The sequence below is a fragment of the Bacteroides cellulosilyticus genome, assembly GCF_020091405.1.
Classification (GTDB): Bacteria; Bacteroidota; Bacteroidia; order Bacteroidales; family Bacteroidaceae; genus Bacteroides.
The window spans coordinates 5,545,804-5,570,998 of the sequence record NZ_CP081903.1 but is presented as its reverse complement, the minus strand read 5'-3'; the positions used below and the strand labels follow the sequence as shown (position 1 = coordinate 5,570,998).

At 35.8% G+C, this 25,195-nt stretch carries 24 protein-coding genes and 1 pseudogene; 21 read left to right on the top strand and 4 right to left on the bottom strand.

All coding sequences use genetic code 11. From position 1 onward, the window contains the following. Positions 1 to 6 precede the first annotated feature (6 nt). The 3 genes from rsxE (at position 7) to galE (ending at position 2,368) form a co-directional block, all read left to right on the top strand. Positions 7 to 591: an electron transport complex subunit RsxE gene (rsxE, locus tag K6V21_RS21335; protein WP_034753715.1), complete on the top strand. Its 585-nt coding sequence runs from the start codon at positions 7 to 9 to the stop codon at positions 589 to 591. 13 nt (positions 592 to 604) lie between these two features. Continuing rightward, positions 605 to 1,183, top strand: coding sequence for an electron transport complex subunit RsxA (rsxA, locus tag K6V21_RS21330; protein ID WP_007217954.1), 579 nt, complete (start codon positions 605 to 607; stop codon positions 1,181 to 1,183). A 150-nt stretch (positions 1,184 to 1,333) separates the two neighbouring features. Then, on the top strand, positions 1,334 to 2,368 hold the full coding sequence (gene galE / locus K6V21_RS21325) for a UDP-glucose 4-epimerase GalE (protein WP_007213703.1): 1,035 nt from the start codon (positions 1,334 to 1,336) through the stop codon (positions 2,366 to 2,368). 309 nt (positions 2,369 to 2,677) lie between these two features. Here galE and ispE read toward each other — a convergent pair whose 3' ends face one another. The 4 genes and pseudogenes from ispE to K6V21_RS21305 all read right to left on the bottom strand — a co-directional run bounded on the left by ispE (position 2,678) and on the right by K6V21_RS21305 (position 4,765). Then, entirely contained in the window at positions 2,678 to 3,508 is an 831-nt protein-coding gene (gene ispE, locus K6V21_RS21320) for a 4-(cytidine 5'-diphospho)-2-C-methyl-D-erythritol kinase (protein WP_195425378.1), read from the bottom strand. A 163-nt stretch (positions 3,509 to 3,671) separates the two neighbouring features. Continuing rightward, positions 3,672 to 3,848 (bottom strand): annotated as a pseudogene (locus K6V21_RS21315) (hypothetical protein); the annotation flags it as partial. A gap of 92 nt (positions 3,849 to 3,940) precedes the next feature. Continuing rightward, positions 3,941 to 4,303, bottom strand: a complete 363-nt coding sequence (locus tag K6V21_RS21310; RefSeq protein ID WP_217716776.1) for an SH3 beta-barrel fold-containing protein — start codon at positions 4,301 to 4,303, stop codon at positions 3,941 to 3,943. Between the two features lie 180 nt (positions 4,304 to 4,483). After that, positions 4,484 to 4,765 carry a hypothetical protein gene (locus K6V21_RS21305; protein WP_224319809.1) on the bottom strand — a complete coding sequence of 94 codons (282 nt, stop codon included), beginning with the start codon at positions 4,763 to 4,765 and terminating at the stop codon, positions 4,484 to 4,486. Positions 4,766 to 5,481: 716 nt separating this feature from the next. Here K6V21_RS21305 and K6V21_RS21300 point away from each other — a divergent pair. The 18 genes from K6V21_RS21300 to K6V21_RS21215 all read left to right on the top strand — a co-directional run bounded on the left by K6V21_RS21300 (position 5,482) and on the right by K6V21_RS21215 (position 25,192). Then, positions 5,482 to 6,021 (top strand): UpxY family transcription antiterminator, encoded by a 540-nt coding sequence (locus K6V21_RS21300; protein ID WP_224319808.1) that lies wholly within the window; start codon positions 5,482 to 5,484, stop codon positions 6,019 to 6,021. A gap of 23 nt (positions 6,022 to 6,044) precedes the next feature. Then, entirely contained in the window at positions 6,045 to 6,533 is a 489-nt protein-coding gene (locus K6V21_RS21295; RefSeq protein WP_224319807.1) for a UpxZ family transcription anti-terminator antagonist, read from the top strand. A 40-nt stretch (positions 6,534 to 6,573) separates the two neighbouring features. After that, positions 6,574 to 8,997: an SLBB domain-containing protein gene (locus tag K6V21_RS21290; RefSeq protein WP_224319806.1), complete on the top strand. Its 2,424-nt coding sequence runs from the start codon at positions 6,574 to 6,576 to the stop codon at positions 8,995 to 8,997. A 10-nt stretch (positions 8,998 to 9,007) separates the two neighbouring features. Further along, positions 9,008 to 10,111: a Wzz/FepE/Etk N-terminal domain-containing protein gene (locus tag K6V21_RS21285; RefSeq protein WP_224319805.1), complete on the top strand. Its 1,104-nt coding sequence runs from the start codon at positions 9,008 to 9,010 to the stop codon at positions 10,109 to 10,111. A gap of 283 nt (positions 10,112 to 10,394) precedes the next feature. After that, positions 10,395 to 10,973, top strand: a complete 579-nt coding sequence (gene rfbC / locus K6V21_RS21280; protein ID WP_224319804.1) for a dTDP-4-dehydrorhamnose 3,5-epimerase — start codon at positions 10,395 to 10,397, stop codon at positions 10,971 to 10,973. 304 nt (positions 10,974 to 11,277) lie between these two features. After that, positions 11,278 to 12,873, top strand: a complete 1,596-nt coding sequence (locus K6V21_RS21275) for a hypothetical protein (protein WP_224319803.1) — start codon at positions 11,278 to 11,280, stop codon at positions 12,871 to 12,873. A gap of 7 nt (positions 12,874 to 12,880) precedes the next feature. Further along, positions 12,881 to 14,443 carry a lipopolysaccharide biosynthesis protein gene (locus tag K6V21_RS21270; RefSeq protein WP_224319802.1) on the top strand — a complete coding sequence of 521 codons (1,563 nt, stop codon included), beginning with the start codon at positions 12,881 to 12,883 and terminating at the stop codon, positions 14,441 to 14,443. Then, a complete protein-coding gene (locus tag K6V21_RS21265) occupies positions 14,427 to 15,587 on the top strand; it encodes a Coenzyme F420 hydrogenase/dehydrogenase, beta subunit C-terminal domain (protein ID WP_224319801.1) in 1,161 nt (386 codons plus the stop codon). The genes K6V21_RS21270 and K6V21_RS21265 overlap by 17 nt, the downstream gene beginning before the upstream one ends. Further along, complete coding sequence (locus K6V21_RS21260) at positions 15,577 to 16,740, top strand: polysaccharide pyruvyl transferase family protein (RefSeq protein ID WP_224319800.1); 1,164 nt, start codon at positions 15,577 to 15,579, stop codon at positions 16,738 to 16,740. The genes K6V21_RS21265 and K6V21_RS21260 overlap by 11 nt, the downstream gene beginning before the upstream one ends. Then, complete coding sequence (locus K6V21_RS21255; protein ID WP_224319799.1) at positions 16,727 to 17,917, top strand: hypothetical protein; 1,191 nt, start codon at positions 16,727 to 16,729, stop codon at positions 17,915 to 17,917. The genes K6V21_RS21260 and K6V21_RS21255 overlap by 14 nt, the downstream gene beginning before the upstream one ends. Beyond that, complete coding sequence (locus K6V21_RS21250; RefSeq protein WP_224319798.1) at positions 17,918 to 19,060, top strand: glycosyltransferase; 1,143 nt, start codon at positions 17,918 to 17,920, stop codon at positions 19,058 to 19,060. Between the two features lie 8 nt (positions 19,061 to 19,068). Further along, entirely contained in the window at positions 19,069 to 20,226 is a 1,158-nt protein-coding gene (locus tag K6V21_RS21245) for a glycoside hydrolase family 99-like domain-containing protein (RefSeq protein ID WP_224319797.1), read from the top strand. Between the two features lie 5 nt (positions 20,227 to 20,231). Continuing rightward, on the top strand, positions 20,232 to 21,383 hold the full coding sequence (locus tag K6V21_RS21240) for a glycosyltransferase family 4 protein (protein WP_224319796.1): 1,152 nt from the start codon (positions 20,232 to 20,234) through the stop codon (positions 21,381 to 21,383). Positions 21,384 to 21,390: 7 nt separating this feature from the next. Beyond that, on the top strand, positions 21,391 to 22,020 hold the full coding sequence (locus K6V21_RS21235) for an acetyltransferase (RefSeq protein WP_224319795.1): 630 nt from the start codon (positions 21,391 to 21,393) through the stop codon (positions 22,018 to 22,020). 12 nt (positions 22,021 to 22,032) lie between these two features. Beyond that, positions 22,033 to 22,263: an acyl carrier protein gene (locus K6V21_RS21230; RefSeq protein WP_224319794.1), complete on the top strand. Its 231-nt coding sequence runs from the start codon at positions 22,033 to 22,035 to the stop codon at positions 22,261 to 22,263. Next, positions 22,263 to 23,015 carry an SDR family NAD(P)-dependent oxidoreductase gene (locus K6V21_RS21225; protein WP_035457922.1) on the top strand — a complete coding sequence of 251 codons (753 nt, stop codon included), beginning with the start codon at positions 22,263 to 22,265 and terminating at the stop codon, positions 23,013 to 23,015. The genes K6V21_RS21230 and K6V21_RS21225 overlap by 1 nt, the downstream gene beginning before the upstream one ends. Before the next feature lie 5 nt (positions 23,016 to 23,020). Continuing rightward, entirely contained in the window at positions 23,021 to 23,779 is a 759-nt protein-coding gene (locus K6V21_RS21220) for an SDR family NAD(P)-dependent oxidoreductase (protein WP_224319793.1), read from the top strand. Between the two features lie 15 nt (positions 23,780 to 23,794). Beyond that, a complete protein-coding gene (locus K6V21_RS21215; protein ID WP_224319792.1) occupies positions 23,795 to 25,192 on the top strand; it encodes an AMP-binding protein in 1,398 nt (465 codons plus the stop codon). Positions 25,193 to 25,195 lie beyond the last annotated feature (3 nt).

Here is a 25,195-nt window from a genome sequence, read left to right as displayed (position 1 = left end):
GAAGATATGAATAATTTTAAAGTTATGATGAACGGGATTATCAAAGAGAATCCTATATTTGTGCTCCTGCTTGGTATGTGTCCTACGTTGGGTACTACTTCCTCTGCCATTAATGGTATGGGGATGGGCTTGGCTACGATGTTCGTACTTATTTGTTCCAATGTGGTAATCTCTCTGATCAAGAACCTTATCCCTGATATGGTACGTATTCCGGCTTTTATTGTGGTGATTGCATCTTTCGTAACATTGTTGCAGATGGTTATGCAGGCGTTTGTTCCGGCATTGTATGCAACGTTGGGTCTGTTTATTCCTTTGATCGTAGTAAACTGTATCGTGCTGGGACGTGCTGAGGCTTTTGCTGCCAAGAATGGTCCGGTGGCCTCTTTGTTCGACGGTCTGGGTATGGGACTTGGCTTTACTATTGCTCTGACTCTGCTGGGGGCTGTGCGTGAGTTTCTGGGTACAGGTAAGATTTTCAACCTGACTATTCTTCCCGAAGAATATGGTATGTTGGTGTTTGTACTTGCTCCGGGTGCCTTCATTGCTTTGGGCTATCTGATTGCATTGATTAACAGCTTTAAGAAAGCATAATTAAGAAATTAGTATGGAATATATATTGATATTTATTTCGGCAATCTTTGTCAATAACATCGTATTGTCGCAGTTCCTGGGAATCTGTCCGTTCCTCGGTGTATCCAAGAAAGTGGAAACAGCGTTGGGTATGTCGGCTGCTGTGGCATTTGTGCTTACTATAGCCACTATTGTAACGTTCCTTATCCAGAAATTTGTGCTTGATGCTTTCGATCTGGGCTATTTGCAGACTATTACTTTCATCTTGGTGATTGCCGCATTGGTTCAGATGGTGGAAATCATTCTGAAAAAAGTATCACCTTCCTTGTATCAGGCGCTGGGCGTATTCTTACCTTTGATTACGACTAACTGTTGTATTCTTGGTGTAACGATCCTCGTTATTCAGAAGGATTATGATCTGTTGACCGGTGTGGTTTATGCATTTTCCACTGCTATCGGTTTTGGTCTGGCACTGACTCTTTTCGCAGGTTTGCGCGAACAGATGAGTTTGGTAAATATCCCGAAAGGAATGAAGGGAACTCCGATCGCTCTGATTACTGCCGGTCTTTTGGCTATGGCCTTTATGGGCTTCTCAGGTGTTGTGAAAATCTGAAAAATAGAACATTAACTATAGGTTAGGGGTAGAGGAAATTCTACCCCTTTCTTTTTTAGACTAAAAAAAACACTCTTTTTTTATTTTATCTAAATTAATTTCCGTAAATTTGCCGCCACAACGATGATAACCTAATAGAATAAATCACTGATGAAAGAAAGAATTTTGGTTACAGGTGGAACAGGATACATTGGTTCACATACTGTAGTAGAACTTCAGAACGCAGGTTTCGAAGTCGTGATAATCGATAATTTGTCAAACTCTAGCGCCGATGTAGTTGATAACATCGAAAAAGTATCGGGTATTCGTCCCGCATTCGAAAAGTTGGATTGCTTGGATTTCGCCGGTCTTGACGCTGTGTTTACTAAATATAAAGGCATTAAAGCCATCATCCACTTTGCAGCCAGTAAGGCTGTAGGCGAATCGGTTCAGAAGCCGTTGCTTTATTACCGCAACAATCTGGTTTCATTGATAAACCTGCTTGAATTGATGCCGAAGCATGGAGTGGAAGGTATTGTATTCTCGTCTTCTTGTACTGTATATGGCCAACCGGATGAATTGCCGGTGACGGAGAAAGCGCCGATTAAGAAAGCTGAATCTCCTTATGGCAATACAAAGCAGATCAATGAAGAGATTGTTCGTGATACTGTGGCTTCAGGTGCTCCTATCAATGCAATATTGCTGCGCTATTTCAATCCGATTGGTGCGCATCCTACAGCATTGCTTGGTGAATTGCCTAATGGTGTGCCTCAAAACTTGATACCTTATCTGACCCAGACCGCTATCGGTATCCGTGAGAAACTGAGTGTGTTCGGTGATGATTATGATACGCCCGACGGCTCTTGCATACGCGACTTCATTAATGTAGTCGATTTAGCAAAAGCACATGTGATTGCTATCCGCCGCATCTTGGAAAATAAACAAAAAGAGAAAGTGGAAGTGTTCAACATTGGAACGGGACGCGGTCTTTCAGTATTGGAATTAATCAATGCTTTCGAAAAGGCAACCGGCGTGAAACTGAATTATCAGATTGTTGGTCGTCGTGCGGGAGATATTGAAAAGGTATGGGCCGATCCTAAATTCGCAAATGAAGAGTTGGGTTGGACAGCTGTTGAAACTATCGAAGATACGTTGCTCTCTGCCTGGAACTGGCAATTGAAGCTCCGTGAAAGAGGTATTCAATAAGCATTAAAAGAGATTTTTGTTTTTATTAACAAATAGGGAATGAACAAATGCTTCCCCGCATTTGTTTATATGTTGCAAATCAGCCTGACGCTGTTTATGTATATGTGAATATCCGTAACTAGTACTTATGCCTCCCCGGCATAGACAGGTAAGATTGCATAGTAGTTTTGTCGTGTTTTATTTTGTGTTTGTGTTGTGAATAAGCCTTGTCGGGAGACAGGGCTTATTTTTTTGTTCACTGGTGAACAAAAAAAGAGGCTTGGATTTAGCCTCTTTCATATTATATACATAAAAAAAAATATTCGCCTGCTATTTTAATGTTCCTCGATAAACAAATGCGTTTTCTCCAAAACCCTCTTTTGCAGGTTTATTATCTTCCGGTTTGAACAACCCGAATACGGATGAACCGGAGCCTGTCATGGCAGCGTATACGGCCCCTTGCTTATACAGCTTTTCCTTAATCGCCTTGATGGCTGGAAATTGAGGAAATACGCTTTCTTCGAAGTCATTTACCATAAGTTCCTTCCATTCTTCTATGGGATGTTTCAACACTTCTTTCAATGGGATATCTTGCCGATGCGGTTTTATCTTTGCAAATGCTTCCCGGGTGGAAACAAATATATCCGGTTTGACTAAAACAATCTGATACTCTTTTAGGGATAAAGAGATAGGGGAGAAGACGTTCCCTATTCCTTCGGCGTATGTTGGGGTATTCCGGATGAAAAAGGCACAGTCTGCCCCCAGTTTTGCGGCATATTCTTCTAAGGTTTCATCCGTTAGTTCCAGACTGAATTTCTCATTCAATAATTTCAGCATGTAAGCTGCATCGGATGATCCACCGCCTAAACCGGCACCGGAAGGAATATGCTTGAACAGGTGAATATCCACGGGCGGCAGATTGAACTTCTCATCCAGAAGCTTATAAGCTTTCACCACTAAGTTATTTTCAACTTCTCCTTCGATTTCTAATCCTGCCTGATGCAGACGAAACTTCTTGCTACCTTCGTTTAGCACGTTGACCTCCAGCGCGTCTTCCAGGGGAACAGGATAGAATACTGTTTCCAGATTATGGTACCCGTCGGGACGTTTTTCTACAATGTTCAGTCCCAGGTTTATTTTGGCATTTGGAAATGTTATCATGATTTTTAAAGCGATTTATGTGTAGCAAATATACGAATTTGTTTAGAGTGAAAAGCAAATAGAGAGAGTATTTGTTTAGAACGGAAAGCAAATAGTGGAATTAAGTCAAAGAGGCTTACTTTGGAGGGAGAAATACCTCTTTGACTTATTCGTCCGATCGTTTTTAGTTTTGGAGTAGCTTCAGAATATATTTTCCCGGCATCACAATCCTTGCTTTCATCTGCGGCGAGTTGTTGATGTCATAGAGTATTTTCCATATCTTTCCTTTCAGCTTTCCGAAATCCGTGAGTCTAAGGATGGCATTGATTTCCTTGATGACCGTTACTTTTTGGCGTTGCAACTATCATCATTATTTTAAAATTACTGCTTGCATTGGCGTCATGCAATAGATATGAATCCATAATTCTTCATTCTTAATTTTTCATTCTTCATTTAAATCATCGGTTTCCACTCCAGAAAATTCTCTATCTGGAATGTTCTCCATCCCTGCTGTTCTATATCCCAGTATACCACATGTCGCTGGATACGTTCAATGTCGTATTTTCGATGGAAACAGGTTTCATAATATACGAGTGTTGCTCTTGCCATGTAAAATTCTCCATTCTGCTTGCGATAGGCTATTAGTGCACATCCGTATGCCATATACTCTGTCAGTAGTCTAATTCGTCTTGTCATCCATGCGATGGTTTCATCTGATAAATCAGTTTCCTGTCTGATAAGTTTCTTCCATAGATTTTCAACTCTTTCGCTTTTCGTTACATGATTCGATTGGTGCCCCAACGTTTGTTTCTTCATTTTAATGAATTTAGTAGTTTATAAATGATTAATAATCAATCTTCTGCGATGGCTACACCCTTTGTTCCGGATGGCTACACCCTTTTGTAGTTAGGGCTACACCATCCGGGTGAAAGGGTGTAGCCTTACCACATTCAGATTGACGGGGGCAAAGTTATGCCCTTTCTTTGGAGTAAACTATCACTGATTTATTTTTACATCATATCCGTATGGGTCTATGTGTTCGGTTTCTTCCATCTTTATCACTGCCCACACTTTTCTTAGTTCTGTTATAATACTACTTATTTCCAATGGATTATCTTCTCCTTTTTCGTGTTTTACAATTTTATCAGACTTGTATAAGAACATAGCTAAATCGCTGATCGTTTTAATATTTGTGCCTCTGAAACCATCTAATTTGAAGTATCGGAGCATACCTACATACAAATGAGTTTTTTCGCCTGCATAATATCGTTCAGCCAATAATTTTTCATCGACTATACTTTTTGTACAAACCGTTCTGTTATTGCTTATAACCTTGTTTTCAGTATTATAAGACTTTTGGCTTGAGCCAGACTTGCTTAGCTTCTCTTTTTTTTAAATCTCCCATAGTGTATAAATTTTAATTATGATTTTAACTGATATTCACAGATGAAAATGTTGTAAAAGTAGAATATAAAATTTAGAGATACTAATAGGGGTAGGGGAAAAGTAGTTAATATAATATTTCGTTGGACATAAATAATTGTAGATTAAATATATATGCTTTTCAATGAGAGGTGTTCAAAAAACGTTCGTTTAATGGGCGCAAAGATAAAGGTGTTTTTTCGAATGACAAAATGTTTGATAAAAAAACTTCTTTAAATAGGGTAAAAATGAAGCTAACTATTTGATTATAAACGATAAATGGAGACTAAAAATATCTGTTAATATTTACCCATTTTATTCTTTTTCTTTCTTTGTCTTTTTTAAAATCTTGACGTCCATTAAACGAACGATTAAAAAATACTTTTTGACTGTAATCTGCTCGTTTATAGCTTTTTACCTATAAGGCATTGAACTGCTGTAAAAAACTCGTTGACAAGAGGAGCACAAAGCTTGTCGTATTTTACATAAAGTGTTCGCAAGTGATTGAATTTCAAGTGTATGCAAGAAGTTCAAAGCCCCAGAGGAACGCACTTTTCTGAAATAATCATAGAATGGAAGTAGAGAAAGAAAGCCCAATATGGTATGCCATGCGTGCCACTTACCGTAGAGAGCCTGATGCGATGCGTCTGCTTGAAAAGGAGAAAATGGGTTGTTTCGTTCCCATGCAATACAAGCTCTGTATAAAGAAAGGTAAGAAAGTGCGTGTTCTGGTTCCTGTCATTCATAATTTACTTTTTGTTCATGCTTGTCCTTCCGAGGTGAAGCGTATCAAATCACAAGTAACCTATTTACAGTACATAACCGATACTCGTAGCGGTCAGAAGATCATTATCTCCGATAGCGAGATGCAGCGTTTTATCGCTGTAGCCGGTAGCTATAATGATCATCTCCTATATTTCCAGCCCGATGAACTAAATCTGTCTAAAGGCACCAGAGTTCGTGTTACGGGCGGTGACTTCGAAGGACAGGAAGGTATTTTCCTGAAAGTGAAAGGTGCACGTGACCGTCGTGTAGTTGTTGCGATACAAGGTGTCATAGCTGTTGCCATGGCTACTATCCATCCTGACCTTATAGAGGTAATTGACAGTTGATAATTCCAAAATCCTAATTCTTTATGACTCTTTCCGAAGAAATAGTTTCTCTTCAGCGTGCAGCGCACGACCTGATGTATTTGGGCATGGACGGTAGTCCGGTCTATAGCGATGACTTGTCCCGCCGTAACGGTGAAGTTTACCGCCTGACCACGGCTTTGTATAATTCCGGTGTCAAAGGTTCCACTGTGGAAGAACAAGCTAATGTTTGTCTGGCTCTTCTGATGGGCTACAACGCCTCATTTGTCGATCATGGTGAAAAACAAATACATGTTCAGGAAGTTTTAAATCGTTGCTGGGATATCCTCGGTTTGCTTCCCGCTTCCTTGTTGAAGCTCCGTTTACTCACAGCCTGCTATGGTGAGGTCTTTGACGATCCTTTGGCTGATGAAGCTCGTGCCATCATTGCTTCCTGGGATTCCACATCACTAACTCCCGATCAACAGGAAGCTATCGCCGAGTTCCATAATGTGGTGGATAATCCTTATCCCTGGGAATACATTGATGAATGAGAAAATCATCATGAAGAATAATTATCTTTATATATAAACTATGCGTCGATTATTATTATTTATCATTTTTGTTTTTACTTTATCCGGTTTTGTTCATGCCCAACGCATGTCTGATGAACAGGTTGTTGAGTATGTAAAGAATGCACAGGCAGCAGGAAAATCCCAGAAACAAATGACTACCGAACTGCTTCGTCGTGGTGTGACTCAGGAGCAGGTGTTGCGGATTAAGTCCAGGTATGAGGCTACCAACAGTACTGCTGAAGGTACAGGCAATAAGCCCAACCAGATGCGCAAACGTGCCGTGGCTTTAGATTCATCTTATGAAGCTGCCGAGTTGGAGGATCAGAAGGCTGTCATTGATGAAAAGCAGGATAGCAAAGCTCATTTGGAAATGTCTGTCAGGCAGATTTTCGGTCACAATTTATTCAGAAATACCAATTTAAGCTTTGAACCCAGCGCTAATCTTGCCACTCCGATAAGTTATCGTTTGGGCCCCGGCGATGAAGTGATTATAGATATTTGGGGTGCTTCGGAAAATACAATCCGCCAGACGATTAGTCCTGAAGGTGACATTCAGGTTAAGGATTTGGGACCGGTTCACTTGAATGGAATGACGGTGAAGGAAGCCAATCAATATCTGCAACGTGAATTTTCTAAGATTTATTCGGGTATCGGTGGCAATGAGCCTAACTCTCAGATTCGGTTAACGCTTGGAGACACACGTACTATCCAGGTAAACATCATGGGTGAGGTTTCCGTTCCGGGTACTTATTCTCTTTCAGCTTTTTCTACTGTTTTTCATGCATTGTACCGTGCGGGTGGTGTTAATAAAATTGGTAGTCTGCGTGGCATAAAGTTGGTGCGTAATGGAAAGACTATAGAAAATCTTGATGTCTATGAGTTTATCATGAAGGGTAAGATGAATGACGATATACGCTTGCAAGAAGGCGACGTTATCATTGTGAATCCTTATGAATCTCTGGTGGAGATTGTTGGAAAGGTTAAGCGTCCCATGTACTACGAAATGAAGCCTACGGAGACTGTCGCTAATTTGCTGGAGTATGCCGGCGGTTTTACTGGAGATTCCTACAAGAAAGCCATTCGCCTTATTCGTAAGAGCGGACGTGAGCATCAGGTTTTCAATGTAGATGAAATGGATTATTCCGTATTCCGTCTGGATGACGGTGATCTTGTAACTGTTGATGCCGTACTCGACCGTTTTGAAAACAAAGTTGAGATTAGCGGTGCTGTTTACCGTTCGGGACTATATCAGTTGGATGGAGAGGTAAACACGGTAAAACAGTTGATAAAGAAAGCTGAAGGGCTTCGTGGCGATGCCTTTTTGAATCGTGTATTATTGGATCGTGAACATGAGGATCTTTCTCATGAAATTATAGCTATTGATTTGAACGGTTTACTCAATGGTACCGTTGCAGATATTCCCCTGCAAAAAGATGACCATCTTTATATCCCCAGTGTGAATGATCTGAAGGAGGAGGAAACCGTATCAATATATGGTGAAGTTCTAAATCCGGGAACTTTCCTGTATTCGGACAAGATGACTATAGAGGATTTGGTTGTTCAGGCTGGCGGTTTGCGTGAGGCGGCGGCTACTACGCGAGTGAGTGTGACACGCCGTATCAAAGACCCTAAGAGTACTACTTACAGTAGTAAATTGGCGGAAACGTTTGCTTTTGATATAAAAGACGGTTTGGTGATAGGGGATGCGGATTTCTATTTGCAGCCGTTTGATATGGTTCAGATCCGCAGGAGTCCAGCCTATAAGGTGCAGCGTACAGTTTCAGTATCGGGAGAAGTGTTGTTTAGTGGAAGTTATGCGCTTTTGAAAAAGAACGAGCGTTTGAGTGATTTGATAAAACGTGCAGGTGGTATAACTCCGGATGCTTACATAAAAGGCGGTCGTCTTATTCGCAGAATGAATGATGAAGAGCGGCGTCGTGAAAGGGATGCTTTACGTATGGCACGTAATGGTGAGGGGCAAGATAGTATATCTGTTGCTAAGTTGGCGATAACGGAAACTTATACGGTTGGTATAGATATGGAGAAAGCTCTGGCCAATCCGGGTAGCAGCTATGATGTTGTTTTGCGTGAGGGTGATGTGATCTATATTCCTGAGTTTGTCAATACAGTGAAGATCAGCGGTTCGGTGATGTATCCAAATACTGTGGCTTGGGAGAAAGGTGCGAAATTGAAGTATTATATCAATATGGCGGGCGGCTATGGTAATATGGCAAAGAAGAAAAAGGCTTATGTTATTTATTTGAATGGTACTGTGGCACGTGCGAAACGCGGTGATAGTCAACTGATACAGCCGGGTTGTGAAATTGTAATACCTAGTAAGGCGGAGAAACAGCACATGAAATTTGCAGAAATATTGGGTATCAGTTCTACTACTGCTACGATGGCGGCTATGGTAGCGACCTTGGTAAATGCTTTTAAATAAGAAATGAACTATGAATGAGGAACTTCAAAAAAAAACTTCTTCACAAGATGAAAAAGAAATAGATTTGTTGGAGCTTGTACTAAAGGTTTGGGCAGAGCGTAAGTTTGTGTTGAAAGCATGTGGATATTCTGTGCTGATTGGGTTAGTAATCGCATTTAGTATTCCCAAAGAGTATACAGCGACCACTATGATTGCACCCGAATTGTCAGACAATAAAGGTACAGGTGGGCTTTCATCATTAGCCGCAATGGCAGGGCTTAACCTTAATGCTACATCTACTGCGGATGCAATATATCCTGATTTGTATCCTGATATTGTTAGTTCTACTCCTTTTATAACAGAACTATTTAAGGTTCGAGTCAAAGACTTGGAGGAAGATATTGATACTACGCTTTATTGTTATTTAAATGAGCATCAACGTATGCCATGGTGGTCGTTGGTAACATCTGCACCTTTTAAAGCACTTGGTTGGGCTATTTCGCTCTTTGCAGATGATGAAGCAGATAATGATGGGATTCTTGACCCTTTTCATTTAACAAAAGAGGAAGCTGATACTGCAAAAGAGTTGAGTGAGCGTATTAGTGTTTCCGTTGATAAAAAGACAGGAGTTACTACTTTATCAGTAACGATGCAGGATGCTCGTATTTCAGCTTGTCTTACTGATACAGTGGTGCGTCGATTGCAAGATTATATTACGGAATATCGGACGACTAAAGCGCGTCAGGATTTTCAGTTTCAAGAGAAGCTTTTTGAAAGAAAAAAGAAAGAGTATGAGAAAGCTCAAGAGAATTATGCGAAGTTTGCTGATGCTAACAAGAATATTATTCTATTGAGTTATCGTGCTGAACAAGAACGGTTGGAGAATGAAATGCGTTTGGCATATCAGGTTTATACATCTGTAGCACAACAATTACAGATGGCGGAAGCGAAGGTGCAGGAGATTACACCTGTATATACTATAATTGAGCCAGCAACTATTCCAATAAAAGCTTCAAAACCTCGCAAAACTCTTATGCTTCTTGGAATTATATTTCTGACAGGAACAAGTTGTATTGGCTGGATATTGTTTGGAAGGGGGATCTTTATAAATTTGAGGAGTAAAAAAAAGAGATAATATAGTGAGATTGAAAAAATGAAATAAGTAAATTACTATTATATAACTAGAGTGGGAGGTTATGCTATTTTTTAATATAAATCTGCGCGAAGATTCCTATAATTAATATAAATCAACTTAGTGTTTCTTCCCCTCTAGTTTTAATTAGATAAGTATCTTAATTGTATTTTGATGGTTTGTGGCTTGAACATAAAAAGATTTATATGTAAAACAAAGCTTACTGAGCTTTACGAATAAATATAAGTGTTTTAATGTTAAGGCTATTATGAAATTTTAAATAAAAATGAATATAATTCCTACTTTATTAGAGGGTGTAATTATTATCGAACCTTGCATATTTTTAGATAATCGTGGTTATTTCTTGGAATCTTTTTCGCAGAAAGAGTTTGATGAGAAAGTACGCCCTATACGTTTTGTGCAAGATAATGAGAGTAAATCTTCTTATGGTGTGATAAGAGGTCTTCACTATCAAAAGGTTCCTTATGCTCAGAGTAAATTAGTACGTTGTGTTAAAGGTTGTGTATTAGATGTTGCTGTTGATATTCGAAAGGGATCTCCTACTTTAGGTAAGCATGTAGCAATAGAACTGAGTGAGGATAATCATCGACAACTTTTTATTCCTAAAGGTTTTGCTCATGGTTTTGCAGTGTTAAGTGATGAAGCTGTTTTTCAATACAAATGTGATGAGTTTTATGCTCCACAAAGCGAAGAAGGCATTCAACTTTTTGATCCAGATTTGGAGATTGATTGGAAAATTTCAATGGAGAAAGTAGTTCTTTCAGCAAAGGATATGCAGAGAGAGTGTTTGAAGGATATTATGCTAGATTTTGATTATCAAATGGATTTGTATTCTGTACAGTAGAATCTATTTAAACATTTTGTGTGAGAAATAAAGTGTTTTATCTTTTTATAGTACAAGAATACTATTATTTATATATGAAAAATTTGTTACTTATAATTGTTATAGGAGAGAGTAATATTGAAGATATAAGTGACAGCTGGAAGCATATAAAGTATAACTATATTTACAGATTGCCAAGTAGAGCTGGACAGATTTTGTCGGTAGTAATTAGCTGTTTTTATTATTGTTTAGTTTTCAAGGTGTTGAGCTAATGCTTTAATCAAAAAAGGGTGTATAATAGACTGATTATTGTAAATTACTTAAGATGGAAAATGTATCTCTAAAAAATATTTTGCTGTATTGTATTCTAACTTTTTTATTTCTTCACAATGTTGAAGGTGAAAATAGAAGTATAAATAAATGCAAAAATATTGAATTGGTATTGAGGGGGACAATCCTTAAACAAGAAATGTTAGATGTGCCAAATGCAAGATACATAATAGAATCAACGTTAAATTTAGATAAAAAAACAATAAGAGTTCCAGATAATTGCGTTCTAATCTTTAGAGGTGGTTCTTTAAGAAATGGTGAAGTTATTGGACAGTTTATTGTTGAAGCTGATGCTGTACAAATATTTGATGATTTAATATGCAGAGAGTTGGTAAATCGTTCAATTCCTATTGAATGGTATGGGGGGAAAGCATATAAGACTTTGGCGGAATGTAAAAAAGGGAAAGACTCTTCAGAAGCTATAAATAGAGTTTTACGATCAAATTATAGGCATAAAGAAGTTTTTTTTTCAGGTGGATATTATCGTATTGATAACACTGTAACTATATCTCGTGGTTATAAATTTGCAGGTTTAAGTAATAAAAATGATTATAATAATTACTCAGAGGAAAATATCGGATCTCGTTTAGTCTTCACTGGTATTGGTAAACCAATGTTTATTATTGCCGATAATCAGGTTTCTTTTGATGGTTTTAATTTTTATCATGGTTCATCAAAAGATGCTACTGACTGTTTCCATTTTTCCGATGAAGCAAGAACTTTGACAATTAAAAATTCTATGTTATATCTTTGGAGATATTGCATATATAAGGAGTGGGACGGGATGTCAAGAACGGGTTTAAATCGATGCACGTTTGAGAATGTTAAGTTTAGTAGCTGTATTGGTGGTGTCTTTATGAATCAGGAAACAGTAGGTGGTAATGAAATGTATTATTGTACAGCGAATTATTTCGATAATTGTACTTTTGAGTATTGTCATTTTGGCGCTTATTTTATTAGTAATTCGAATTTTGCAATGGTTGAATTTAATAGATGCAATTTTTATAAAATAGGTTGGGGGAAATATGATAAAACGATATATGATAAATTTGGTTGTTTTGGAATTCGATTTAATTGTGGGTACAATCGAAGTCAGTCGAGTCATGTAATAATAAGAGGGTGTTATTTCGAAGATATAGTACCATATAGAATTGGTGATAGATTTGATGAAAATGATGAAATTAGAATGGGAAAAATAATATATCCTGCTAACGATAAGTATTATTCTTGCATCATTTCAGAGAATAATTCATATATCGTTGATGGTTGTAGTTTTACTAATTGCCCTAAATATTTTTCAGGAGATAAGTATTGTTCTTGGGATATAAGAGAAAATAGAATTTTTGGATATAATATAAAAATTCCAACGCAGTGGAGTAATAAAAAGTTGCTCCATGTATTTAAGGCTAATAGACAGGTAAAATATGAGAATCTGAAAAGTACAATTTATTATTCCAATATATTGGGTAGTAATAATGTGATTCTGAATGGGCTTGTAGATTTTGATGTACATGAAGATCGGAATATGTATCGTGTGTTAAATTGTTTTGAGGAATCTTTTATGGATTTTCCTTCACTATATTTGAAATAGATTATTTATGTCTTCTGTTACAGAGAATAATAAGCGTATAGCTAAGAATACGCTTTTCTTATATATAAGAACTTTTATTATTATGTTTGTAACACTGTATACCAGTCGTGTTGTGTTACAAACCTTAGGGGAAACGGATTTTGGAATTTATAATATAGTGGGTTCGGTAGTTGTTCTTTTCTCTTTTTTGAATTCTGCAATGTCTTCTGCTACTTTACGTTTTTTGAATTATGAATTGGGACGTAAGAATATAAATGGAGTTAAGAGAATATTCAGTATGAGCCTAACAGCTTATATTACAATAGCATTGTTGATTGTTGTACTTGCAGAAACTATAGGGGCGTATTTTGTGTATACTAAGTTAAATATTCCAAAAGATAGGTTTATTGCTGCTTTATGGGTATATCATTTTTCAATTCTTAGTTGTTGTGTAAGTATTTTACGAATTCCATATAATGCTATTATTATTGCTTACGAAAGGATGTCATTTTATGCCTATATTAGTATTGTAGAGGCAGTATTAAAACTATTGTTAGTGTATTTATTATTGATAGTGCAACATGATAAGCTTATATTATACTCAATATTGATGTTTGTTGTTGTATTAATAATGAATCTCGCATATAAATATTTTTGCAATAAAAAATTTACAGTTAGTCATTATTCCTTTTTTTGGGATGCAAAATTATATAAAGAACTTGTTTGTTTTTCTGGCTGGAGTATGCTAGGAAGTCTTGCAAATGTTGGTTCTAATCAAGGGGTAAATATTGTAATTAATGTCTTTTGTGGTGTTGCAGTAAATGCAGCTATGGGAATTGCTCATCAAGTACATGCTGCGGTCAATACATTTATTGCGAATTTTCAAACAGCATTTGTTCCACAGATTATAAAATCGTATGCTGAAGAAAATAGGAACTATTTTTTATCACTGATTTTTCGTACATCTCGATTTTCTTATTTCTTAATCTTTTTAATTGGTTTTCCTTTGATTTTATGTTGTAGGTCTATTCTTGAATTTTGGTTAACGGTTATTCCTAAGTATGCAGTAGAATTTACTCAGTTGATAGTAATATTTTGTATGATTGATGCTGTGTCTGGACCATTATGGAATTCTGTTCAGGCTACAGGTAAAATTCGTAACTATCAGATCCTTATATCGATATTGATTTCATTGAATATACCTGTCTCATTTGCGCTATTGTATTTTGATTTTTCTCCTGTATATGTAATTATTGCAAAAGTTGGGCTTAATATATTAACTTTATTGGTTAGAGTTTTATACCTAGGGGGACATGTCGGACTTCCTGTAAGAAAGTATTTTAAGGAAGTTATACTTCGAATTATATATGTTACAATATGTGCTATTCCTATTCCAATTTGTTTTCAATTATTATTTGAAGATACATTACATTTTATAAATACTTTTATTTTAAGTGGAATAATTTCACTGTTAGTGATATATAGGATCGGTTTGACTGTGAATGAAAGAATGGCATTTGTGTTGAAAATGAAGAAATGTTGTTCCAGGGTCTTTCATATTAATAAATCTTTTTATGATAAATATCTGTAATAAGATAAATTGTTGTGGGTGTAATGCTTGTGTACAAATATGTCCTCAGAAATGTATAATTATGGAAGAAGATTATGAGGGCTTTTTGTATCCTAAAATTGAACTTCAAAAATGTATTAATTGTAGGCTATGCGAAAAGGTATGCCCTGTCCTAAACCGTTTTTCATCTTCAACTGTATTGGACTCATATGCATGTTATACGTACAATGAATATATACAAGAAAAAAGTTCTTCAGGTGGTATTATATATGAGATATCTAAATATGTTTTAGAAAAAAAAGGAATTGTATGTGGGGCTTGTTTTGATGAAAATTGGGAAGTTTTTCATAGTTGTGTTGATAATGTTGAGGATTCTGTTAAATTTCGTGGCTCTAAATATGTACAAAGTAAAATAGGAGATGTATATAGCCATGTGAAGGATTATTTGAAGGAAGGCAAATATGTACTGTTTATAGGGACACCATGTCAAGTATCTGGCTTGAATCACTTCTTGTTACAAAAATATGAAAACTTGATTACTATAGATATTATATGTCATAGTGTTCCAAGCCCTAAAGTATGGAGATATTATTTGGCTGAAATTAGTCGTTATAATTCTGTTACTAATGTGCAGTTTAGGGATAAAACAAATGGATGGAAGAATTATAGTATCAAAGTTAATAGTGATAGTAAAGTCCTATTGCATGAAGGAAAGAATAAAAATTTATATATGCGGGGCTTTCTAGAAGATTTGTACACTCGTCCTTCGTGTTCGGACTGTCCGGCAAGAAATTACACGAGTGGAAGTGATTTTACCATAGGCGACTTCTGGGGGTGTGAAAAATACTATTCGATAGCTCAGTTTAAAAAGGGGTGTTCAATTGTGTTGATAAATACAGTCAATGGGAAAAATTTATTTATTAATATGAAAGAAAAATTTTACTCTGTTCAAATACCTTATGAACAAGTTGAGCCATACGGTCTACACAAACCATTGACAAGTTCTTCCAAACCTCATTATAATAGAGAATTTTTTTATAAGAATATAGAAGTAGCAAAGTCTATTCGTTTTTTGATATTTAGATGTATTATAGTGTTGGAATTAAAGAGAAAAATGAAAACTGTTATGGATAAATGTTATAAATATTTTAATAATGGTGAATAAAGTAGCATTAATATCTTATCATAATGAGTTAAATTATGGTACAATGCTTCAAGCCTATGCATTGTATCATGTACTAAGAATGCAGGGAATAGATTCTGAGTATATAACTTATCAAGCTTCTGCTCCTTCTTTAAAAAGACATTGGTTGCAATGCTTGAATAGATATCTATTTCATCCAAAGAAATTATATGATAGGGTGGTGAAAAGAAAAGGAAGTCAGGATGATTTCTCGTTTTTTAAAACAAATGAATTTAGAACTACTGTTGATGCCTTTAATAAATGGTATGAAGAATATATTCCTCACACAAAATGTGTTTTTACAGAAAAAAGTATTCATACTATATCTGATCGTTATTCTAAATTTATTGTTGGTAGCGACCAAACCTGGAGTCCTTATAGAAATCAAAGGAAGGATATTTTTGATTATTTTTTTCTGAATTTTGTTTCAGAGTCAAAAAAGAAATACTCGTATGCTCCAAGTTTTGGTACTACAGAGTTGGATTTTGATTATTTAAAAAATATTCAGATACCATTAAAACAGTTTGGTAAGATATCTTGTCGTGAAAGGGGAATGGCAGTGAAGATTTCTAATTTGATACAGAAAAAAGTTACACCGGTTGTTGACCCCACTTTATTATTAGATCGTACGGAGTGGGAAGAAGTTTCCAAACCTATGGTAGGTATGCCTTCAAAATATATCTTATGTTACATTTTAGGTGAGAAAAATTCCATATCATTATTTGCTGAAAGATTGGGTAAAGTAGAGGAACTTCCAGTTTATTATATATTGACACGTCCATGCTATCTTGATAAAGAAAACTATTTGTCTGGAGTAGGTCCTGGGGAATTTATTTCTCTAATTATGAATGCTTCATTTGTTTGTACAGATTCTTTTCATGGGTCTATTTTTTGTATTAATCTGAATATTCCATTTTATAGCTTTACCAAAAGAGATTCAAAAGATTCTAAGAATGATAATGATAGAATATTATTAGTTTTAAAGGAGTTTGGTTTGGAAAGTAGATTTAGAATAGACTCTGATACATGTTTTGACGATGGTTTTGAGGGTTTTGGTGAAGCTAATAAATTGCTATATGAACGCAGAATACAGTCTGGTAATTATTTGAGAAGTATTGTTGATGAGAATATTTAGTGCAAACTCAAATAAGGGGGTTGGAATATTTAAAGTGGCATTGTTCACTAGCTTTATATATTCAATGAACCCTTGGTTTTTATGGTCTTTAGGTAATTATTCTGTTATTCTATCAGTCGTTTTATTCCTTTTTACTTTATTTTATGGAAAGGAATTATATTTGATAAATGAAAAGCGTTTGCTTTCATTCTTTATTCTTGTTATATTGCATATTTATCTTCTTTTGATTAAAAGCGATGTGACGATATTGACAATCATATTTTCTATTTTGAATATATGTGTTTTTGGCTTTATAATATTTTCTAGAGATGTTTGTCGAATTGTTTCTTTGCAATTTATGGCTAAATTATTGGCATGTATATCTCTTGTTTCAATTTTGGGACTTATCCTTTTCTTCTTAGGTTTTAATTTTTCTCCAAGTGTTGTTGACTATAACGATGGGCAATATGAATACTATAACTATTATTTTTTTTTAGTAGACTTGAAAACTATAGTTGCTGATAAGTGGAGATTTTCTGGGTATTTTTTGGAACCAGCTCATATTGGTGTAGCGAGTACTGTGTTATTGATTTCTCAAAATTATAATTTTAAGAAATGGTATAATCTAATTTTATTATTGACAGTAATAATATCTTTTTCGTTAGCGGCATATGTATTATTGGTTTTTGGCTTATATGTTAAGTTTTTGTTAACAAGTAAACATATTGTTTTATATACCTTTATCTTACTCTTTATTTCTATGATTGTGGTTTTGATAGCCCTTAACTATGAGCAAGGTGATAATTTTTTTAATAAGTATATATTTGAAAGGTTATCGTTTGAAGATGGAGAAATGGTTGGCAATAATAGAGTTAGTCATGGATTTAAGCAGGACTTTGAAAGGTTCATGGATTCAAATAAGATTTGGTTTGGGACCGAATATGACCCAAGTCGTTATGAAGGAGGAAATGCAGGCTATAGAGTTTATATATATCAAAATGGGTTCGTAGGATTATTGTTGATAATTATATTTTATATTTCATTGATACCAGCAGGAACCCCTATCTTTCTAACTTTATTTTTATTATTACTTAATATATTAATATTTTGGAAAGGTGGTACCCCTTTGTGGTATAATCTAATAATTCCTTATTTGTTTAGTTTTTCGAGTTTAAAGCAATTTTATGTTCGTAAATAAATGAAGGTTCTATATATAGCTCATAGTGCAGAAATGCAAGGTGCTGGTTTTGCGCTTCTTAATATATTACAAGGAGTTTTAAGATATAAAGTGATACCATATGTACTTGTTCCGTCAGAAGGTACACTTACCATAACTTTAAAAAAGATGGGAATTCCGTTTTTGGTTATTCCCTTTTATAATGCAATATATCCTCGCTTAAATGCTACATTACGGGATATAGTACTTTTTATTCCGCGCTTGTTCCGTATTTTAATATATAATAAGTTAGCAGAAAGAAAATTGTATATGTTTTTAAAGAACAATCAGATGAATATTGTTCATTCAAATACTGGAGTAATTCATTTCGGTGCTAAAGTAGCCGCACAACTATCTATTCCTCATGTTTGGCATATTCGTGAATATCAGAAGTTGGATTTTGGTTATAGAGCTTTTGGCGGATTTGATGGTATGAAAAAGCGTTTGTCTAATTCTAACAATCATGTGATAGCCATAACAAAGGGGGTATTTGATTATTTTAAATTAAAGAAAAGTAAAGATATAGTTATATATGATGGAGTATTTATGGATACAAATGAAATAAAAATCCGTATGAATAAATGTAACTATTTGTTGTTTGTTGGGGCATTAATAAAAGGAAAAGGTGTGTTCTGTGCTTTATCCGCTTTTGAGGAGATAGCAAAGCGGGATTTAAATATAGAGTTATGGTTTGCAGGTGAGGGAAAAAAAGCATTTATAAATGCAGTTGAGAAGTCACCTTTCAAATCTAGAATTAAATTGTTAGGTTTTCGTACAGATATTTATGAACTGATGAGTAATGCCAAAGCTTTACTTGTTCCTAGTTTTTTTGAAGGTTTTGGGTTTATTGTTGTAGAGGCAATGCTTAATGGATGTATTGTGATAGGACGTAATGAAGCTGGTATAAAAGAACAGTTCGATAATGGATTTCAGAAGACGGGACAGGAAATAGGATTGCGTTTTGAATGTCAACAAGAATTGGTAAGCCAAATAAAATACGTATGTAATACTCCATTTGAAGATTTTCTTCCCATGATAAAAGCTGCTCAGAATGTAATACTAAATTATTCTATCGATCAGAACGTAAAACAAATAATGTCTTTTTATAAGACGATACTAAAATAGTGTTAGATATGTCAAAAAAGAAAGCTCGTGTTATTGCCTTTTATCTTCCTCAATTTCATCCAGTTCCAGAAAATGATAGGTGGTGGGGAAAGGGATTTACAGAATGGACAAATGTGGGAAAAGCTCAACCTTTGTTTAAAGGACATTATCAACCTCGTGTTCCTGCTGATTTGGGATACTACGATTTACGTATGCCTGAAGTTAGGGAGCTACAAGCAGATATGGCTCGTGAGGCAGGTATAGAAGGTTTTTGTTATTGGCATTATTGGTTTGGTAATGGAAAAAAAATGTTAGAAAGACCTTTTACGGAAGTATTGTCTAGTGGTAGACCTGATTTTCCTTTTTGTTTAGGTTGGGCAAATCATACTTGGACTAATAAAACTTGGGAGGTTGGTACAAAACGTGTTAAGGAATCTATTTTGATGGAAATGGTTTATAATAGGGAAGAATATATAAAGCATTTTAATGAAGTGTTGCCAGCTTTTAAAGACAAACGATATATTCAAGTAGATGGTAAACCTTTATTTTTAGTTTTTAGACCTTTAGAAATTCCTAAGCCTAATGAGTTTATTGATTTATGGCAAAAACTAGCCAAAGAGAATGGTCTTAAGGGAATTTATTTTGTAGGTATTTCTTATAATATGTTACCAGAAGATCAAACATTGAAAAATATTCTTTTGAAAAATGCTCCAGATAAATCCGCCTTGTATTATAAGTCTGTACTTAATGCTGGGTATGATGCTGTTAATTCAAGAGGTTATCATCGAGCTGATTACTATTGTAGGTCATTGAAGGATGTTTTGTGGCGCGGCATTAATATGCGTTTGTTTAAACATACTCCAGTTTCAAAATGTGAACAAAAAAAAATAAACGAGTATCTGTATGTCAAAGAGGATAAATGGGAGAATGTATTTCCTACCTTGATGCCTAATTGGGATAGAACTCCACGAAGTGGAGTAAAAGCGAGAATTTATACTAATAGTACGCCTGAAGTATTTCGTGAACAGCTGAAACATGTGTTGGATTTATTATCAGAGAAGACAGATGAACATAAAATTTCTTTTTTAATGTCCTGGAACGAATGGGCGGAAGGAAATTATGTGGAGCCGGATTTAAGATATGGTCATGGATATTTGAATGTATTGAAAGAAATGATTGCTTTTTGATAGTTATGAATATTGTAATTATAGCAAACGGTTACCCTACATATAGGGAGCCTCAATATGGTTGTTTTGAGAAAGATCAGGCCATAGCTCTACAGAAAGAAGGACATAAAGTAAGTATTTTGTATGTTGATGGAAGATTCCGCAAGTACTATAGGCGAATAGGTATAACTCATTTACAAGAGAATAATATAGATATCTATGGATTGTATTTATTCCCTACGGTTTTTTCATTAAAAATGAGTTGTAAACTACATTATTGGCTGAGAACACGTATGTTAGATTCTGTATTCAGCTATATGCTGAAAAAACAAGAGAAGCCGGATATTATATATGCGCATTTTCTGTATAATATTTCATATGCGGTTTATCTGAAAGAGAAATATAACATTCCACTTGTCGGCATGGAACATTGGAGCATTTTAAATCAGTCTGAACTTTCATCGGATATTATTTATCGGGGACAAATAGCTTATCAAGGTGCTAATAAAATTATTGCAGTTTCAAATTCTTTAAAAGAACAGATTTGTAGACACTTTAAAAAAGATTCTATCGTAATTCATAATATGATTAATGAAGAATTCTTTCAATCATCAATAAGAAAATATACCCATAGGGGAAAATTAAAATATATTTCCATCGGAAGTTTGATTCATCGAAAAGGGTATGACATTTTAATAAAGGCTTTGTCAGAGGTTGCCCGATATTCATTAGATTGGGAGCTAAGAATTGTAGGTGGAGGTCCTGAAGAAAAGAATCTGCAAAATCTTATCAAACAATTGGGATTGGAAAGTAATATAAAAATGATAGGACAGAAAAATAAACAGGAAATAAAATCTTTGCTATATGATAGTGATGTTTTTATATTCTCTTCCCGTGCTGAAAATTTTTCAGTAGCAGTTTTGGAGGCTTTGTCAGCTGGATTGCCGGTAGTAGCTACAACTTGTGGTGGAATAAGGGAGTGTATTCATGAGAGAAATGGCATTTTAGTTCCTGTAGAAGATATTTCCGAGCTTGCTAAATCTATATCGGATATATCAAAGAATATAGAATTATATGATAAGCAATCTATAGCAGATGAGTGTAAAAAGTTTTTTTCTCCTTCTGTTATAACTAAGGAAATAACAGATGTTTTTAGGGATGTAGTAAATGAATGTTAGTAAATAAATGAAAAATTTAATTATCATTGCTGCCGGTGGTATGGGACGTACTTTATATGACATGGCGCGTGAAAGTTTAGGTTTTGCAACAGAATTTGTCATTAAAGGTTTTATTGATGATAATTTGTCTGCATTAAATGACTTTCCGAATTATCCTCCGGTAATAGACAAGATTAGCACTTATATACCACAGAACGATGATGTTTTTGTCTGTTCTATAGGTGGAAATGCCCGTAAAAAATGTATGAGTGAAATTATTAATAGAGGGGGGCGTTTTATTTCTTTAATCCATCATACAGCTAGAATTGGTTCTAACGTAAAATTGGGTGAAGGAAATATTATCGGTGCTTATACAAGCATTGGTGCTGATGCTGTGATAGGTGATTATAATATGATACAATCTTATACAGTAGTGGGACATGATGTTCGTTTGGGTGATTGGAATCGTATTGATACACATGTCACTTGTGTAGGTGGTACGGTTGTTGGAAATGAGGTTGATATTTATACTTCTTCCGTGTTAAATCATGGAGTTGTTGTAGAAGATAATGCTCATGTTGGCGCTTGTAGTTTTGTTATACGCCGAGTTAAAGCTGGTACTACTGTTATGGGAAATCCCGCTAAAAGATTAATATAAATAATAAATAAGATGGAATTAGTAGACTTTATTGAAAAATTTGCTGAGCAATTTGATGATGTAGATGTAGAACAACTAAATTCTACAACTAAATTTCGCGAGTTAGATGGTTACACATCGCTGGTTGCTCTATTGATTATTACAATGATTGATGAGGAATATGATGTCACTGTTACTGGTGATGATATGAAACAGCAGGCAACTATTGGTGATTTGTATAATTTGGTATCTTCCCGTTTGTAATGTATAATCCTTTTTCTTTAGAAGGGAAGACTGTACTAGTTACAGGAGCTTCATCCGGTATCGGACGAGCTACTGCCATTGAATGTTCGAAGCTAGGAGCAACTTTAGTTCTGACAGGTAGGAATGAGAGTGCTTTGCAAGAAACTAAAGAGTTGCTATCTGATTCAAATAAAGAACATTTAATGCTGGTTGCTGATTTAAGAATAGAAGAATCCTGTGAGAAATTGGTGGCTCAATTACCTGTATTGGATGGTTTTGTTTGCAATGCGGGAATAGGGAAAATGTTACCATTGCAATTCTACTCTTTGGATGTACTAAACGAAGTGTTTCAGATGAATTGTTTTGTTCCTATGCTGCTACTGAAATTGTTGGTGAAGAAAAAGAAACTGAGAAATTCATCTTCAGTAGTCTTTACTGCATCAATTTCTGGTTATAATAATGTGGCGCCTGCAAATGGTATTTATGGAACTTCAAAGAGTGCCTTGAGCACTTATATGAAATATGCTGCCTTGGAATTGGCAGGGAAAGGGATTCGATGTAATGCTGTACAGCCGGGAAGAATCAATACTCCTTTGATTTCTAATCGTTTGCTATCAGAGGAAGATGTGACTAAAGACATAGAACAATATCCGATGAAGCGCTATGGCAAGCCGGAAGAAGTGGCTCATGCTATAATTTATTTACTTTCCGATGCTTCTGCATGGGTTACAGGTACTAACTTGGTAATTGATGGTGGTCGTAGTCTGAAATAATTTGTATGGAAAGGCTTTTATATAATAAGATATGTATTGTTACCGGTGCCGCACAAGGTATTGGTAAATCTATAGCTGAACGTTTTGCTTCGGATGGTGCAATAGTTTATGCTTGCGACCGTGCTGAAGGAGTTATGGATGAATGGGCAAAAGCTTGTTCAGAAGATAATAATACCCGTGTACTTCCTTTGTATTTTGATGTGACGGATGCTACTGCTGTAAAATCAGCTTTTATGTCCGTTTTCAAACAAGAAGGTCGTATTGATGCACTGGTTAACAATGCGGGTGTGGTATTTAATAAGAAAATCGGTATGATATTGCGTCCGGAAACAGAACTGATGTTCCGTGTAAATGTAATAGCTGTAATCGAAATGATTCAGCTGGTTTCTCGTTTGATGGCTCGCAATCACAGCGGCTCTATTGTAAATATAGCATCGGTAACGGCAGTACTAGGATCACCGGGGCAATCTGCTTACTCTGCAACCAAAGGAGCAATCATGGCTTTTACTAAATCTGCAGCTAAAGAATTGGCTCCTCTGGGGATTCGTGTGAATGCTGTTGCACCGGGTATTGTCAAAACGGAACGCTTTTCAGAACTTTATGAGGAAAGTGGTGAAAAAATTGATACTCGTATTCAAAAGATTGCTTTAGGACGCTTGGGAACTCCTGAAGATGTTGCTAATGCTTGTGCTTTCCTTGTTTCAGACCGTTCTTCTTATATTTCAGGCCAGATATTGGGAGTTGATGGCTGTGCTTCTATTTAGAATAAAATAAACCAAATGATGTTAAGTTTAAATAAGCAACCGCAGGATGCGTTTGCTGCAGTTGATGCTTTGGGAAATACCTTGAAGTATGGTGAGTTGTTGGATTTTTCCGAGAGCATATCTACCATTCTTCCTAGTCGTTCCTTATTATTCTTATTGACAGAAAATAATGTCGGAGGTATAGCTTGGAGTATAGGTTGTATCAATTCCGGCAATGTCCCTTTAATATTGAATGCACATATTGAAAAGGAACTTCTTCATAATCTACTTGATATTTACCGCCCTTCTCATGTTTGTGTGCCCTCGTTGATGGCAGTTGACCTGCATTATGAAGTGGTGTGTGAATACTATGGCTATATTCTCTTGCGTACAGGAATGGAAGATTGTGCAATGCATCCGGATCTATCTCATCTTCTACCTACTTCTGGCTCAACGGGCAGTCCCAAGTTAGTACGGCATAAATATAGCAATATAGAAGCGGCGGCTTTAAATATCTCTACTTTCTTTGGCCTGACTTCCAATGATCGCCCTTTGCTTGTTCTTCCATTATATTATACTATGGGGCTGTCAGTGGTATTCAGTCATCTTTATGTTGGAGCTACTGTGTTGATAACCAATCAAAGTATGACCGACAAAGCTTTCTGGATTTTTATGAAAGAACAGCATGCCACCAGTTTTACAGGTGTTCCTTATAGTTTTGAGATATTAAATCTGATGCGCTTTTTCCGTATGGACTTACCTGATTTGACACTGCTTACTCAAGGAGGCGGAAAAATGCCGCGTCAGTTGAATTTGAAATTTGCAGAATACTGCCGTGATAACGGAAAACGCTGGATTGCTACTTACGGACAGTCAGAAGGTACTGCCCGTATGGCTTATCTTCCACCGGAGTATGCGATTTCAAAGTGTGGCAGTATAGGACGTGCGGTTCCGAATGCGGAATTGTCATTAATAGACAGTGATGGTTCTGTAATAGAATTGCCGAATACAGAGGGTGAGATGTGTTATCGTGGTAAAAATGTAACGATGGGGTATGCCCGTAAACGTGAGGATTTACTGTTGGGTGATGAGCGTAACGGTTTTATGCGTACAGGTGACCTTGCTTATCGGGATGAGGATGGGTGCTATTACATTGTAGGACGTATGGGACGCTTCTTAAAACTGTATGGAATGCGTATCGGATTGGATGAGTGTGAACAGATTATTAAAGGTAAATGCCCGATAGAATGTGCCTGTGTGGGTACGGATGAAAAAATGATTGTTTATCTGATCGATGATAAATATGTGACTGCGGTAAAGGAAATATTGGTAGAAAAGACCAGACTTGTAGCGTCGGCTTTTGAGGTGAGAATAATAGATGCTATTCCTAAAAATGAAGCCGGAAAGATATTATATAGTAAGTTGAATTTATAAAAC